Annotated in this window: 14 protein-coding genes; 9 read left to right on the top strand and 5 right to left on the bottom strand. The window is 37.0% G+C overall.

Translation table 11 applies throughout. The features are described 5' to 3' along the window. Window positions 1-65 precede the first annotated feature (65 nt). A complete protein-coding gene (locus tag EG359_RS06380) occupies window positions 66-1,409 on the bottom strand; it encodes an exodeoxyribonuclease VII large subunit (RefSeq protein ID WP_076350867.1) in 1,344 nt (447 codons plus the stop codon). A gap of 136 nt (window positions 1,410-1,545) precedes the next feature. Here EG359_RS06380 and EG359_RS06385 point away from each other — a divergent pair, with 136 nt between their 5' ends. Continuing rightward, the gene (locus EG359_RS06385; RefSeq protein ID WP_076350865.1) at window positions 1,546-2,031 is read left to right on the top strand and encodes a DUF4385 domain-containing protein; all 486 of its coding nucleotides are present in this window, start codon (window positions 1,546-1,548) and stop codon (window positions 2,029-2,031) included. Between the two features lie 85 nt (window positions 2,032-2,116). On the opposite strand, the gene EG359_RS06390 is transcribed toward EG359_RS06385, so the two are convergent. The 3 genes from EG359_RS06390 to EG359_RS06400 all read right to left on the bottom strand — a co-directional run bounded on the left by EG359_RS06390 (window position 2,117) and on the right by EG359_RS06400 (window position 3,946). Continuing rightward, the gene (locus EG359_RS06390) at window positions 2,117-2,335 is read right to left on the bottom strand and encodes a hypothetical protein (RefSeq protein ID WP_076350863.1); all 219 of its coding nucleotides are present in this window, start codon (window positions 2,333-2,335) and stop codon (window positions 2,117-2,119) included. 91 nt (window positions 2,336-2,426) lie between these two features. Next, window positions 2,427-3,041: an alpha-ketoglutarate-dependent dioxygenase AlkB family protein gene (locus EG359_RS06395; protein WP_076350861.1), complete on the bottom strand. Its 615-nt coding sequence runs from the start codon at window positions 3,039-3,041 to the stop codon at window positions 2,427-2,429. Window positions 3,042-3,169: 128 nt separating this feature from the next. After that, on the bottom strand, window positions 3,170-3,946 hold the full coding sequence (locus EG359_RS06400; RefSeq protein ID WP_076350859.1) for an XRE family transcriptional regulator: 777 nt from the start codon (window positions 3,944-3,946) through the stop codon (window positions 3,170-3,172). 61 nt (window positions 3,947-4,007) lie between these two features. Between EG359_RS06400 and dinB the strand changes: the two genes are divergently transcribed. The 8 genes from dinB (at window position 4,008) to EG359_RS06440 (ending at window position 13,011) form a co-directional block, all read left to right on the top strand. After that, a complete protein-coding gene (dinB, locus tag EG359_RS06405; protein WP_076350857.1) occupies window positions 4,008-5,150 on the top strand; it encodes a DNA polymerase IV in 1,143 nt (380 codons plus the stop codon). 7 nt (window positions 5,151-5,157) lie between these two features. Further along, a complete protein-coding gene (locus EG359_RS06410) occupies window positions 5,158-8,208 on the top strand; it encodes a DNA polymerase III subunit alpha (protein ID WP_076350855.1) in 3,051 nt (1,016 codons plus the stop codon). 229 nt (window positions 8,209-8,437) lie between these two features. Then, entirely contained in the window at window positions 8,438-9,283 is an 846-nt protein-coding gene (locus EG359_RS06415) for a helix-turn-helix domain-containing protein (protein WP_076350853.1), read from the top strand. Between the two features lie 116 nt (window positions 9,284-9,399). Then, window positions 9,400-10,305, top strand: a complete 906-nt coding sequence (locus EG359_RS06420; RefSeq protein ID WP_076350851.1) for an alpha/beta hydrolase — start codon at window positions 9,400-9,402, stop codon at window positions 10,303-10,305. 36 nt (window positions 10,306-10,341) lie between these two features. After that, a complete protein-coding gene (locus EG359_RS06425) occupies window positions 10,342-11,253 on the top strand; it encodes an alpha/beta hydrolase (RefSeq protein ID WP_076350849.1) in 912 nt (303 codons plus the stop codon). A 72-nt stretch (window positions 11,254-11,325) separates the two neighbouring features. Then, on the top strand, window positions 11,326-11,727 hold the full coding sequence (locus EG359_RS06430; RefSeq protein WP_076350847.1) for a cupin domain-containing protein: 402 nt from the start codon (window positions 11,326-11,328) through the stop codon (window positions 11,725-11,727). Window positions 11,728-11,740: 13 nt separating this feature from the next. After that, window positions 11,741-12,376 (top strand): NAD(P)H-binding protein, encoded by a 636-nt coding sequence (locus EG359_RS06435; protein ID WP_076352056.1) that lies wholly within the window; start codon window positions 11,741-11,743, stop codon window positions 12,374-12,376. 23 nt (window positions 12,377-12,399) lie between these two features. Then, entirely contained in the window at window positions 12,400-13,011 is a 612-nt protein-coding gene (locus tag EG359_RS06440; RefSeq protein ID WP_076350845.1) for an NAD(P)H-dependent oxidoreductase, read from the top strand. Between the two features lie 391 nt (window positions 13,012-13,402). On the opposite strand, the gene EG359_RS06445 is transcribed toward EG359_RS06440, so the two are convergent. Further along, a complete protein-coding gene (locus EG359_RS06445) occupies window positions 13,403-15,115 on the bottom strand; it encodes an adenosylcobalamin-dependent ribonucleoside-diphosphate reductase (protein WP_076350843.1) in 1,713 nt (570 codons plus the stop codon). Between the last annotated feature and the right edge of the window lie 26 nt (window positions 15,116-15,141).

Genomic DNA, 15,141 nt, shown 5'->3' on the forward strand with positions numbered 1-15,141 from the left:
TATGTATTCATTAAGAGGTTACCCGATCACTCAGCTTAGGTAAAAAGTGCATATTCCTATTTCTTTTAAAGAATTTTTGCAAGCATAAAACCAATAACCAGTGCCAATAAAAATGCGATGATAATTTTAACGTAATCATTTTTACTGCTATGAACTTCTTGATTCAATCTGGCATTTTCCTGTCTCAACGTTTCCACTGTGGTATTTAAAGACGCCGTTCTTTCATTGATTGAAGATTGAACATTCTTTTCGTACAAAACTGCCATCTCTTTTTTGTAGTTTTCCATTTCTTGCTGTCGCTGTTTCTGCTGCTCCTGGAAACTCTTTTGCATACCTTCCAGCTGTTCAGTAGAAGATTTTTGAAGCTTTTGAAATTCTTCATTTCTGACCTTTAGATGATCCGCAAAAGTTTTGTTATGGGTTTCTATCTGTTCTTTATAGGTTTTTTGAGCCTCTGTAAATTCCTCATTTTTCTTTTTCAATTGTTTTTCCAGAGTCTCCACCTGTTCCGAAAACTGTTTTGTTACATCTTTTTTGACCTCATCGATTAATAATGCCCTAGAATTGGATTTCTCATGCGATAACTTTTCGGCGATGGAATGCAGTCCGGCACCATAATCGTGGGGAAGGTGAAATCTTTTATCGGCAAGTTTATCGAGTAATGTTTCATCGACACTATGGCCGATTGCTGTTACGGTTATAGGAGCCATCGTAATGAAGACCTCTGAGAGACTGATGTCATTGAAAGTTTCCATACTTTGTCGATCACCACCTCCCCTTACCAAGGCAACAATATCATAATCCAAAGCTGAAATTTCTTTTAGTTTTGAGATAATGGCTGTTGAGGAAGTAATATTGCAGCTATCATCTGAAATATCGAAGTACTTTACTGAAACATCCAGCCCTTCGTAAAAATCCTTTTGGACAATGGCATTGTTACCATAAATATTGATAATTCTGATTTTTTCATCTTTTAGCATTTTATTTCTGACCAATGTCTCCAGGTTCTTTGATCCCTGCTCCAACTTTTTCTGGATCAGACCGTATCGTTCCAGTTCATCTTCCGATATCGATTTTTCCTCCTGCTTCACGATCTCATCGACCACAAAACGGAGCTCAATAGATGAATTCTTAATACTTTTCTCAATAAATCCTCTTAAGGTATAGATTTCATTGTTTATGATCTGGCTTCTAAGCAGCGAAGGCATACGGATTCCAATAGATACATTATCGCCTTCCGAGAAAAGCTGATCATAGTAATAATTCCCATAAGCCTTACCTGCGCCATAAGAATATCTTCCTTTGAGATAAATGAGGTTTACCATCGCATTAAGCTTTAGCGCATTGCTGAAAATCCCTATTACCGACGCCGGAGAATAAACTGGGTAACTCACTTCATTGCCTTCCATGGATAATCATATTTTAAATCAAAATTCACACAAAGATAATGCTATTGAAGAACTGAAAGTGTATCGGACCATAAAGGATTTCATTAAATAACAGTCAATAACAAGTCAAGGGCATCATGTTTGTTTCTTCATTTAAATGATCAGCGACAAACCAACTTACCTCAATTTCGATAAGGACAACTATGCCTGGAAGTCCGATATAGACTACCGTCTGTATCCCGAGAAATATAAAGTTGGTAAAGGTGAACAGGGCGTTTTGATCTGTGAACCTTATAAGTCAGAAATAGGAAAACACTGGCGTTTCAAAAATACAGAAATTGCCAAAGTAAGCTCAGAAATGATCTTTTCTATATTTTTGGATTATCTGGAACAGGATGACTTTGTCGGAGCAGATATGGCAAGAAAATATCTTCAAATGGGCTTTACAAGGGCGAGGCGGTACTTTAATTTTAAAGGAGGCAAAAAATACAATGCTGAAAAAGGATATCAGCAGTTGGAAAAAGGAACGGGTGATCCAGAGAAAGCTAAAGCTGCGGATATTTTTTATAAAAAATGGAAAGAGGTAGAGAAAAACCCAAAATACACCCGATTAAAAAAAATATGGAAAGAGAAGTATGGATAAATTGTTTTGACAACTTTATTATATTCTCTTTTTTGAAACAGCAGGACTTTAACTGGGCTATAACTATTGCAATAATTTATAGATGCTATTTTTCATACGCTGCGTTGTTCTGAAATACATTTAAACCTTCTATCTTCTCATTGGTAACATTATAAACAATTTCAACTGAAAAGGATGATACTTTATAAAGCACAAACTTTAGTTTATCCTTATAAGTTTCACTGATTATAACACCGTCTGCGCTAACGAGTTTATACTGAGATTCCTTTGATAGATTTTTAAAATCGTAGTAGGTAATGGACATAGAGTTAGTTTTTAATTTTATATCTGCCTGAGAACAAGAATTTTATTTTTGCAAACAATACGTTAAGTTGGAAGTTAATATATTTTAATTATTATTGACCCGACATTAGGATGAACCGAAATGTGAGATTAATCCTTTCTTTCATTGGAACAGTAGACTTAGCGATCCGATGCTCCCAACTTTCCTGAAGATCGCCTTTCATGATAAGTAAGGAACCATGAGGCAATGGTAAACTGTATTTGCTCTGATGATGGTCTTTTTTTCTGAAATCAAAGTTTCTGGTTTGTCCAAGGCTGATGGATGCAATGACAGGTCGTTTTCCATATCGGCTTTCCTTATCCCGATGCCAGGCAACGGAATCATTATGATCACGGTATAGGTTTAACAGAACGCCATTGAACTGACAGCCAAATTCCTTCTCAATTCTTTGTTTTAATGAAAACAATTCAGGAGTCCATGGATTGGTTGGCTTTTTATTTTCCTCTGAATCATTATACTTTGAATCACCATACCACGCTGTTAATCTTGGTGTCAAAACCATTTTATCATACATTTTTTGGGTACGCTGTTCCCAGGGAACAGTTTCCAACAATTTGTTTTTAAGCAGATCGGCTTCTTCCCTGCTCAGGAAATTCTCCTTGTATTCCAAAAGGTCTTTTGGAAACTCATAGAATTCTTCGGCATCAAATAAACTAAGCTGACTCATTGTAATTTTTCTTTAAATCATTTAAACTTTGTCTTATTCCGTTTCTACGGAATAATTTTTTTTCATCATTTGTGTTTTTACTTCCCTTCGGGGAAGTTTTTTGATTATGCCATGTACTCAAAATAAATTCAATTCTTATCTCCCATTTTTTCTTTGATCTGTCTGATATCAGTTTTAATTTCTGTGATAAAATTTTGAATATGGTGTTCTGCAAATTCATCAGGCTCATATTCTTTGGTATTAATACTACAGGCAAACTCCCAGATCTCTTTAATTTCAGGCAATGGAATTTTATAAGGCTCATAAAATTGATTGTCAGCCTTTACCCATATACCATCTGCTTCATGAAACTGAAATCTTTTGTAGCTGATACCATCATTGGTGGTAATGAAAACATACGTTCTGTCCGTTTTAAGGTCAGATAGATTTTCTACGTATTTTCCCACGATATAGGTTCCGTTCTTATAGGGGGGCATTGAATCTCCGTCAGCTGGAAATGCCCTGAACTTACCCCCTTTTAAAAAAGGTAATGATATGGTCTCCAGACTTTCTATGTATTCCGGATCTCCATAGCCATTCAGGTAGCCCATAGAAGCTTTTTGGGGGATAATCTCAATCTGATTATTCCCATCTTGATCAACCTTTATAGGCAGAACAATCCTATTCTCAGGAAGCTCCATGAGTTCCTCGATAGAAAATTTTCTGACATCTACAGTCAACAATAAATCGATGCTTATGTTATAGAATTTTGAAATTCTAAGCAATATTTCAATAGGAGGTTCTGTTCTGCCGTATTCATAGGCGACATATCTGGATCGGGTAAGAATTAATAGATCTGCCAGTTCTTGCTGAGTCATATTTTTCTTTCCTCTCAAAAACACGATGTTATCAGAGAATTTTGACATTGTTACAATTTTAGACAACAAAAATACAAAATTTGTTTCAAAACGTGACTAATTTTGTCACATGGAAAGAGCAATTGTACATATGGATTTGGATACGTTCTTTGTTTCCTGTGAAAGGCTGAAAAACTCCGAACTGGAGAAAAAGCCTGTCATCATAGGAGGTGGAGACCGTGGTGTAGTGGCGTCCTGCTCTTATGAAACCCGTTTTTTCGGAGTCAGAAGCGCCATGCCGATTAAAATGGCTTTACGGCTGTGTCCAGAAGCTAAAGTAATTAAGGGAGATATGGAAATGTATTCCAATATGTCCCATATGGTAACGGAAATTATCCAGGAAAAAGTTCCTGTTGTGGAAAAGGCAAGTATTGATGAATTTTATTTGGATTTATCCGGAATGGATAAGTTTTTCGGATGCTATAAGTGGACATATGAAATAGCGGAAAGCGTGCAGAAAAATACAGGTTTACCGATAAGTTTTGCGTTGTCTGCCAATAAAACCGTATCCAAAATCGGAACCGGAGAATCAAAGCCTACCGGAAGATTGGAAGTAAAACAGTCTGACATACAGCCGTTTTTAAATCCGCTTTCAGTAAAGAAGATTCCTATGGTGGGCGATGTTACTTTTCAGCTGCTCTCAAGACTGGGGATCAGAACCATACAGACCCTTTCAGAAATGCCTGTTGATGTACTAGGGCAATTGATTGGTAAAAACGGAAATGAACTCTGGAAAAAAGCACACGGAATTGATGAGACCCCAGTAGTTCCCTATTCGGAAAGAAAATCCATCTCTACTGAAGATACTTTTGCCCAGGATACTATAGATATTCAGGGAATCAAAAGCATTCTTTCCGGAATGGTTGAAAAGCTTTGCTATCAGCTCCGTGCAGAGAAGTGGCTGGTTTCTGTAGTAGTTGTGAAACTCAGATACTCTAATTTTGATACGGAAACCAAACAATGCAGGATTCCTTATACTTCCGCTGACCACACCCTGCTCAGGTATGTTTTGGAACTCTTTAAAAAGGTATATACCAGACGGATGAGAATAAGACTGGTAGGGGTAAAGTTTACCGGACTGGTTCACGGATGCCATCAGATGGATCTTTTTGAAGATACGGAAGAATTAATATCACTCTATCAGACAATGGATAAAATCAAGAACAGGTTTGGAACTTCAAGTGTAGGAAGAGCCTCAGGTTTATTAAAATAAATACAAGATGTTTCTGAATTGTCATTCTTATCATAGCCTTCGGTATGGAACCATTTCTATTAAAGAACTGGTTGAGCAGGCTGTACATTTTAATATTAAAACCTTGGCTCTTACAGATATCAATACCATTACCGGGATCTATGATTTCTACAAACTTTGTCAAGATCACCATATCAAACCGATCGTCGGAGTGGAAATAAGGCTTCAGGATGAACTGTATTATATCTGCCTGGCCAAAAATCAAAAAAGCATTGCAGAAGTCAACAGGCTTTTAACCGCATATAACTGTGAAGGCATAGAAATTCCTAAAACAAATCCTGATTTTACAGATACTTTTGTTATTTACCCACTGGAGAATATTCCTGAGAAATTAGCAGATCATGAATTTATAGGTATCAGACAGAACCAGTTAAATCTTTTGATTAAACCGGAATTTAAACAGTTCATTCATAAAATGGTTATTCTTCATCCGGTTACCTTTACCACCCCTGAAGAATATGAGCTTCATAAAATAGTAAGGGCTATTGATCACAATACATTGATCAGTAAGCTTACAGAAGCTGATTACTGTAAAGACAACGAAATGTTTACTGATAAAAAAGAGCTTCTGGCTCAATTTTACCATGAGCCACAGATTATTGAAAACACAAAGTATATTGTCAATGGCTGTCATTTTGATTTTGATTTTTCAACACCTAAAAACAAAAAGCATTTCACAGACAGCAAAGAAAATGATTCTAAGCTTTTAAAAAAGTTAGCATATCAGGGACTTTCTAAGAGATATTCCGAGGATAATCTACAGGCGAAAGCAAGAGTGGATAAAGAATTGGGGGTTATTGACCAGCTTAATTTCTGTGCTTATTTTCTCATCACCTGGGATATTATCCAATACAGCAACCGAATGGGGTTTATGCACGTAGGAAGAGGCAGCGGTGCTAATTCCATTGTCAGTTACTGCATCGGAATTACGGATATATGTCCTCTGGAGCTGGATCTGTATTTTGAACGGTTTCTAAACCTCAACCGCAAAACGCCTCCGGATTTTGACATAGACTGGAGCTGGCAGACCAGGGATATTATCCTTGAATATATTTTTGATAAATATGGTAAGAACCATGTTGCCTTCTGTGGAACCAATGTTGAATTTAAATACCGTTCTATTTTCCGGGAAGTAGGAAAAGTATTTGGTCTTCCAAAAGAGGAATTGGACATGCTGGCAACCAAGCCCATCCAGGAACATGATAATAATTCGGTATCCAGACAGGTTCATTACTACGGAAAACTTTTAGAAAAGTTTCCTAACCAGAGAAGCATGCACTCCTGTGGAATTCTGATATCAGAAGAACCTATCACCAATTATTCCGCATTGGAAATGCCTCCCAAAGGTTTTCCGATTGTACAGTTCGATATGTACACTGCTGAAGAGATTGGCCTTGAAAAATTTGATATTCTCTCACAAAGTGGTTTAGGTACCATTAACGACACAATAAAGCTGGTGAAGGAAAAAAGAGGAATTGATATTAATATCCGGGACACTTCCCTTTCAAAAGACGAAGCCCGATGCAATGAATTCTTAAGCTCCGGCAAAACCATCGGTTGTTTTTATATTGAATCTCCCGCTATGCGGGGGTTACTCAGAAGACTGAAATGTGACAATTACAAAGTGCTGGTTGCAGCCTCTTCCATTATTAGACCCGGCGTAGCCCAAAGCGGGATGATGCGGGAGTATATTTTCAGGCATAATAATCCCACAAAATTTGAGTACTTCCATGGGGTTTTTGAAAAAGAACTAGGAGAAACCTACGGTATTATGGTATACCAGGAAGATGTTATTAAAATTGCACTGCACTTCGGAGGATTATCCGCCCCTGATGGTGACGTCCTGAGACGGGCCATGAGCGGTAAGGGACGGTCTTTATCTGCTTTACAGAAAGTAAAAGATAACTTCTTTGAATCCTGTAAAAAGCTGGGACACCCTGAACAGCTATCTATGGAAGTATACCGGCAGATAGAATCATTTGCAGGATACTCATTCTGTAAAGCTCATTCTGCTTCTTATGCCGTTGAAAGCTATCAGAGTTTATACCTTAAGGTCTACTATCCTATCGAATTTATGGTTTCTGCGATCAATAACGGCGGAGGTTTCTACAGGACTGAAGTCTACATTCATGAGGCCAGAATGTCGGGAGCTGCAATTCATAATCCCTGTGTCAATCTGAGTGAATATCAGACAACGGTCTATGGTTCGGACGTTTATTTGGGATTGATGCATATTGAAAGGTTGGAACTTAAATTAGCGAAACTTATTCCTGAAGAAAGAAATCAGAATGGAGAGTATACTTCCCTGGAAAATTTTGTTAAGAGAATTCCTATTGGCATCGAAACACTACAAATTTTAATCTTTATCGGAGCATTCCGCTTTACCGGAAAACAGAAACATGAACTGCTGATTGAATCAAGGTTTCTTTTGGGAAATAATAAAATAACTTTCAGGCATCCGACTTTATTAGAAGAACCACAGAAAAATTATCAGCTTCCTTCTATAGAAAGAAACCCATTTGAGGATGCTTTTGATGAAATAGAAATATTAGGTTTCACCGTTTCATTCAGCCCTTTTGATTTATTACAAACCCGATACAGAGGTTCTGTTCTGGTAAAGAATTTATTGAAGTTTCATAAACATCAAGTTAAAATGCTGGCCTATCTGATTTCAAGAAAGCATGTTCCTACCAAAAAAGGGACGATGTACTTCGGAACCTGGATTGATGCTGTAGGAGAATATTTTGATACTGCTCATTTTCCAAATTGCCTAAAAGAATATCCTTTTCAAGGTGGTGGTTGCTATCTTTTATTGGGAACAGTAGAGGTCGATTTCCACTTCCCCACTGTTACCATTCATAAAATGGCGAAAATGCCTTTTATTCCAGATCCAAGATATTCTATGGATAAAGAAAAAGCATTGGAAGCCCAGCGCAATCTTCATGAAGATATCAGTATGACTTGGCGCAAGCCATATCCGCAGGAACATGAAATTGGATTGCCAAGACAAAAGATGTAGCATCCGAAATTTCTTTTCTTAAAAAAGATATCTTTAATTGCTTTTCAGTATTTATCTAGAATTCTGAATAAGAGTTTAGTTTGATATCTGGTACATTTAAGTATATTATTACCTTAAAACTTCAGTATTCTTACTACTCAACAGTAAAATGTTTCGTTTTTACAGTTGAACGTTTCATTTATAGCTACATCATTTTTTTAACTTTGCAGGATAAACATTTTTTGTAGAAATGGCAAAATCATACAACATACCAGCGTTCTTAAAGTACATTAACATAAATGGTAAAAACGACGATGGTGTTCAGGTAATTCATTACGATGAGCATAAAAATATATTGTTGAAATCGCCCCCTGTACAACTGGAATTTTACCTGATGGCTATCAAAAGTAATATAGATGTGTTTCCCCCAGTGGAAGAAATGTCAAGTTCTTATCTCTTTCTTGATAAACCGGGAAATATTATGGAATGGGATTTGTCCGGTCCATTTATCGGTTATGGTATTTTTGTGAATGCAAAATTATTGGATAAGTTTGCAAAAGATTATACTTTCACAGGCTATACCCGCCATGAAGCACTTTTTTTGACTGACAGGGAAAGTAAAATTTTATATGATCTTTTTATAAAGGCTCACGAAGAATATCAACGAGAAAGCTTTTCACAGGATGTGCTTATCTCCTATGCAACTTTAATTCTTTCTTACACACAAACTTTCTATGAACGTCAGTTTGAAGCCCGAAGTAAAGTTTACAATAAGGTTGTGGCTGATTTTTATAAACAATTAGATCAATACTTTGAAAATGACAATAAAGAGGAATTCCCCACAGTCAATTATTTTGCATCAAAAGCCAATCTTTCCGTCAATTATTTTGGCGATGTTATCAAGCATTTTACGGGACAATCACCCATAGAACACATTCATCAATATATCATTCAAGTAGCTAAGAAAAAATTACGGGAAACCAAACTTACTATTAATGAGATTGCATATAGTCTAGGCTTTGAATATCCCACTTATTTTACCCGTTTCTTCCGCAAAAAAACGGGTATCTCCCCTAAAGTTTTTAGAAATCAGTAAAACGTTTCGTTTTTAAAGTATTTTGTTTTCAAATCTAACCTAAAGGTCTGTTTACCTTTGTTCTATCAAAGAGATTGAATGTTTGACATTCAATTTAAAAGAAAAAGAACAAGACGATGAAACAGTCAATAAAATTCAAAAATGGAGAAATCGACATGGCCGGAAATATTTTCCTTCCTAAAGATTTCAATCAAACAAATAAGTACCCTGCAATTGTAATTGGGCACCCTGCCGGAGGCGTAAAAGAACAGACAGCCGGAATATACGCTGAAAAAATGGCAGAGAAAGGATTCGTGACGCTTGCTTTTGATGCCAGTTATCAAGGTGAAAGTGGCGGCCTTCCAAGGAACACCGAAAAGCCATCAGCCAGAGTTGGTGATATTAGTGCTGCTGTTGATTTTCTGACAACATTACCCTACGTTGATGTAGAACATATCGGTGGAATTGGTATCTGTGCCAGTGGAGGATATTTTGTTGCCGCCACAAAAGAAGATAAACGTATCAAAGCCCTGACAACAGTAAGCGGTGTTGATATCGGAAAGATGTACCATGAGGGATGGAACGGAAAAGGAGGAACAGTTAATATAGAGGAAACATTAAAAACTGTAGCAAATCAACGTACAGCTGAAGCTGGAGGAGCAGAGCCTATATTCCTGAATTGGTTGGGTGATCGCAATCCTGAATATGGTAAAGAAGCAACAGACGGCTATGATTACTATCGTACTGAAAGAGCACAGCATCCTAATTCTACAGGAGCATTTCTATTAACCGATTTAAACAGACTTATTAATTTCAGAGCATTTGACAGGATTGAAACTTTATTAACACAACCCTTACTTGTGATTGCAGGCAGTGAAGCCAATTCCAAATGGAACAGTGATTTCCTCTACGCTAACGCAGGAAGCAAGATTAAGGAGTATTTCATTGTGGATGGAGCCAATCATTTCGATTTGTATGATATTCCACAATATGTAGATCAGGGTATTGAAAGAATGACCCAATTTTTCAGAGACAACCTTTAAACAACAAATACATATTAATTTCTAAAATTTAATACAATGAAAAAATCAGTGAAATTTAAGGCACTTTATTGGGATATTGCAGCAGACCTTCTTTTCCCTCCAAATTTTGACGAAAACAAAAAATATCCTGTTATCATCAGTACGCATCCAATTGGAAGTTGTAAAGAGCAAACTTCAGGAAACGTTTACGGACAGGCATTTGCAGATGCAGGTTTTGTAGTATTGGTTCCCGATGCTTCTTTTCAAGGTGAAAGCGGTGGAGAACCAAGGTTTTTGGAAGATCCTTCGTTCCGTGTAGAAGATTACAGCTATGCGTGTGACTATCTTGTAACGCTTCCTTTTGTTGATGAAAACCGTATCGGTGCATTAGGGATGTGTGGTGCAGGTGGTTATGTTATCAGCGCAACGATGAAAGAACGCCGTATTAAGGCAGTTGCAACTCTTACCGGGGCAAACTATGGTCGTGTAATGCGTGAGTTTGGAGATCCTATTGCCAACCTTGAAGCAATTGCAGCACAAAGAACCGCTGAGGCAAGAGGTGCAGCTCTTAGAGTTGACCAGGGGCTTTATCCAACCTATGAAATGGCACAAGAAGCAGGTGCGGACATCGACCTTTTAGAAGCAACAGAATATTACCGTACTTCACGTGGCGAAAAACCAAATGGGGTAAACAAAACCTTATTCTCTCATAATGCATCAGCATTGACCTGGGATGCATACAATTTAGCTGAGAAATTATTAACGCAACCATTATTGGTCATCGTAGGTCGCAAACCGGGGGCTTTTGGTGCGTATAGAGATGGTTTTGAAATCATTCGTCGTTCAGCTTCTATTAAAAAAGAATTGGTCGTTGTTGATGGATGGTCACACTATGATCTTTATGATAAACCGGAACCGGTGAAAACTGCATTAGATAAATTGATCCCTTTCTATCAAGAGAACCTTTAATCATTAACTGTAAATAATGCCAATGGCTTTATCTATGGTAAGGTCATTGGCTTTTTCCATTCAACTAAAAAAATGTACACAGAAAAAGAAATAACGGCAATGGGTTATAACCCTGCTCCGGAAAGTTATTTTACAGGAAGAGCTTTGCTAAAAACATATGTAAATCCGGATGAAAGAACCAATGCCTATATCGGTGAGGTCTTATTCGAAGCAGGAACCCGTACCAAGTGGCATACTCATGAAAGTAACCAAATTTTATTGGTACGCGAAGGTATTTGCTTATATCAGGAAGAAGGAAAGCCAATACAAAAAATAAAAGCAGGGGATTTTGTGAACGTTATGCCCGGTATAAAGCACTGGCACGGCGCATCACCTGATGGTATTATGATTCATACGGCAATAGGACTTAATACTGAAAAAGGACTCGTAAACTGGATGGAACCAGTGTCTGATGAAGAGTACAATCAATACTAAATACAAATTAAATATGAAAACAAAAGTTTTAGTGTTAGGCGCTGGAGGAGCTATTGCACATCATGTTATATCATTTCTTCAGAAAAATGAAAATATAGAGCTGACTTTATTTGCAAGAAACAGTGAACACCTGGACAATTTTAAATCAACAGCGAGCATTATCGAAGGGGATGTATTGAGCAAAGAAGATATAAACAATGTTATTAAAGGACAAGATATTGTTTATGCCAATCTTTCCGGAGCAGTTGATCAAATGGCGAAAATAATTATAGAGGCAATGTATGTTAATGGAGTCAATAGGTTGATTTTCGTAACTGCTTTGGGTATTTACAATGAAGTTGCCGGAAAATTTGGGGAGTGGAACAACCGCATGATAGGTTCTGAATTAGTAAGATACCGAAAAGCGGCTGATGCTATTGAAAAATCAACACTTAACTATACTATAGTACGCCCATCTTGGTTGACTGATAAGGATGAAACAGATTATGAAACAACACAAAAAGGCGAAAAGTTTACCGGAACAGAAGTCGCAAGAAAAGCCGTTGGAGCATATATCGTTTCTGTTATAGAAGAGCCATCAAAAGATGCGAAAGCAAGCGTAGGTGTACAAAAACCGGGTTCCGAAGGTGACAAACCTGCTTTTTATTAATAATAAGCCATTCATAAAATCAAATGGACAATAAAACAGTATTACTAATAAATACCCATCTGACCTATCCGAATAGATCAGAAGGGAAACTTAATGCATCTTTTCAGGAAGTCGCACGCGACTTTTTTATATCTAATGGATATCATGTGCTGGAAACCAAAGTAGAAAATGGTTACGACCCAAAGGAAGAGGTAACAAAGCATCTGAATGCAGATATTATTATCCTTCAAACTCCGATAAATTGGTTTGGCGCTCCTTGGATTTACAAAAAATATACGGATGAACTTTTCGAAGCTGGATATGCCAATCATGAATTTTTGGAAGGAGATGGACGCAGCAGACAAGATGTGAGCAAACAATATGGCTCCGGAGGTAAACTAACCGGGAAAAGGTTTATGGTATCTGCTACATGGAATGCACCGGCAGAAGCATTCAGTAATATTGAGCAAAGATTACTACAAGGTAAAACAACTGCTGATCTGCTGTTGAACATTACCAGTAACTACGCATTTTGCGGCAGTAGCATCCTTCCCGGATTTAATAGCTTTGATGTAGTTAAAAATGGTACACCAAAAGAAGACCTTAAAAATTACAAAATACATCTGGCAGGTATCCTTTCATTACAAAATAATTAAACAGAAATTTTGAAACTAGTAGATTTGAGCTGAAAGCTATTATAGCAGGAGTTACCGGAATGCTAGGTGAAGGTATACTTAAGGAATGCATAGCTAATGCATCAGTTAAAAAATATTACTGATCAATCGCAGCCCGAGCGATTGTTCCGACCCTAAAATTGAAGAAGTACTACATTTAAATATATTATTACTTAATAAAAAAGGAGTTATCTTTCGATAAGCTCCTTTAATTTAAAATAACCATAAAGTATTAGTGAGAAGTAACATCTGATGAATCTGGTTGATTCTTATCCCAACCGCCAACAAGAACTCTATACACCATAATAAAGGTTCAGGTATATAATTACCAAAATTGAAAGAAATAATTTCTAAATGATCATACAGTTTATATTCAGCAACCTGTAACATTGCACTTCTGTAGTACCTGACCTACTCTGCTGCCATAACGATACACCGTTATCCCCTTAAGACCATATTTATAAGCAGTTTTGTAAATATCTGAAATATCCCTTAAGCTGGTCTGTTCAGGCAGGTTAATAGTTTTGGAAACAGCATTGTCGGTATATTTTTGAAATGCTTTTTGATGTAATAAGTGATATTTCCACGGAATATCTAATCCTGTTGTAAAAATATCTTTTATCTTCCTAGGAATATTGTTGCACCCATTTAAATTCCCAGATTCTAACACGATCTTTTTTATAGGTGAATTCCATAAGTTTAACATTTTCATTTTTTTAATGAAGACCGCATTAATCTCAGTTTGGATCTTACCTTCTAAAATACCTACTCTCCTGTAAGCCAACGCAAATAAAGGTTCTATTGAATAAGAAGTATTAGCAATAACTGAAATGGTTCCAGTAGGAGCAATACTGTTGCAGGTTGCATTTCTCATCTTTCTATTGGAAGTTCCAAATGTACTGAGTTTCCAGCTTGGAAAAGTGCCCCGTTCCAGTGCCAGTTTTTCTGAAGCATCATAACTTTCCCTTTGAAAAAACTTCATGAGCTTTTCTGCCAATAGCAAGGCTTTTTTAGATGCGTAAGGAATATTTAACAGAATGAGCAATTCCGCCCATCCCATTAATCCGAGCCCTATCCTTCGGGAATGTAAAGTACTGATCTTAATTTCGGGAAGTGGATAATGATTGAGTGTAATGACATTATCCAGAAAACGGATTCCAATATGAATAATCCGGGATAACTCATGCCAGTCTATTTCATATTTCCCATTTTTAAATATTGTTATTCTTGAAAGATTAACCGAACCTAGATTACAGCTCTCATTATCAAATAAGGGAACTTCTCCGCAAGGATTAGTTGCCTGTATTCTACCGAGATCAGGTGTTGTATTGGAATCGTTAATGGCGTCGATAAAAATCAATCCGGGATCACCCGTTTTCCAAGCTTCCTGTACCATTAATTCCCAGAGTGATTTTGCAGAGATGATTCGGGCTATCTTTTGGGTATGTGGATTAATGAGCTGCCAACCCGAATCATCTTCTACTGCTTTCATAAAAGCATTACTGATCCCTACCGAAAGGTTAAAATTTTCTATAGATTTCTTATCCGATTTTGACATGATGAATTCTTCGATATCCGGATGGTCAACATTTAAAATTCCCATATTGGCTCCTCTTCTTTTACCGCCCTGTTTTACATATTCAGTGGCAGCATCGTAAATTTTCATAAAAGAAACCGGACCGGAAGATTGCCCTTTGCTAGAGTTTATCAAATCTCCTTTGGGACGGACAGCTGAAAAATTAAACCCGGTACCTCCTCCACTTTGATGAATTAATGCCGCATTTTTAAGGGTTGTAAAAATACTTTCTAAACTATCTTCAACAGGTAATACAAAACAAGCGCTTAATTGTGCATGATCACAACCCGCATTCATAAGTGTTGGTGAATTAGGTAGAAATTTTAATTCACTCATTACTTTATAGAAAGCTTTGCTCCATTTGGCACTATCTTTTTTTTCGCAGCCGCAAATATATTCTGCAACTCGTTTGAAAAGTGCATCTGCAGTTTCTGTTACCACACCTTCGTTATTTTTCATCAGATATCGGTCTTCCAGAATTTGTATGGCGTTTTTGGTAAGAACTTCCATAGAGTAAATTTTAGATTGATTAACTA

The organism is Chryseobacterium joostei (assembly GCF_003815775.1).
Lineage (GTDB): Bacteria > Bacteroidota > Bacteroidia > Flavobacteriales > Weeksellaceae > Chryseobacterium > Chryseobacterium joostei.

Excerpts from the sequence above, each read along its gene's own strand:
- EG359_RS06380 (WP_076350867.1), bottom strand. The coding sequence starts at position 1,409 with ATGGAAGGCAATGAAGTGAGTTACCCAGTTTATTCTCCGGCGTCGGTA.
- EG359_RS06385 (WP_076350865.1), top strand. The coding sequence starts at position 1,546 with ATGATCAGCGACAAACCAACTTACCTCAATTTCGATAAGGACAACTAT.
- EG359_RS06390 (WP_076350863.1), bottom strand. The coding sequence starts at position 2,335 with ATGTCCATTACCTACTACGATTTTAAAAATCTATCAAAGGAATCTCAG.
- EG359_RS06395 (WP_076350861.1), bottom strand. The coding sequence starts at position 3,041 with ATGAGTCAGCTTAGTTTATTTGATGCCGAAGAATTCTATGAGTTTCCA.
- EG359_RS06400 (WP_076350859.1), bottom strand. The coding sequence starts at position 3,946 with ATGTCAAAATTCTCTGATAACATCGTGTTTTTGAGAGGAAAGAAAAAT.
- dinB (WP_076350857.1), top strand. The coding sequence starts at position 4,008 with ATGGAAAGAGCAATTGTACATATGGATTTGGATACGTTCTTTGTTTCC.
- EG359_RS06410 (WP_076350855.1), top strand. The coding sequence starts at position 5,158 with ATGTTTCTGAATTGTCATTCTTATCATAGCCTTCGGTATGGAACCATT.
- EG359_RS06415 (WP_076350853.1), top strand. The coding sequence starts at position 8,438 with ATGGCAAAATCATACAACATACCAGCGTTCTTAAAGTACATTAACATA.
- EG359_RS06420 (WP_076350851.1), top strand. The coding sequence starts at position 9,400 with ATGAAACAGTCAATAAAATTCAAAAATGGAGAAATCGACATGGCCGGA.
- EG359_RS06425 (WP_076350849.1), top strand. The coding sequence starts at position 10,342 with ATGAAAAAATCAGTGAAATTTAAGGCACTTTATTGGGATATTGCAGCA.
- EG359_RS06430 (WP_076350847.1), top strand. The coding sequence starts at position 11,326 with ATGTACACAGAAAAAGAAATAACGGCAATGGGTTATAACCCTGCTCCG.
- EG359_RS06435 (WP_076352056.1), top strand. The coding sequence starts at position 11,741 with ATGAAAACAAAAGTTTTAGTGTTAGGCGCTGGAGGAGCTATTGCACAT.
- EG359_RS06440 (WP_076350845.1), top strand. The coding sequence starts at position 12,400 with ATGGACAATAAAACAGTATTACTAATAAATACCCATCTGACCTATCCG.
- EG359_RS06445 (WP_076350843.1), bottom strand. The coding sequence starts at position 15,115 with ATGGAAGTTCTTACCAAAAACGCCATACAAATTCTGGAAGACCGATAT.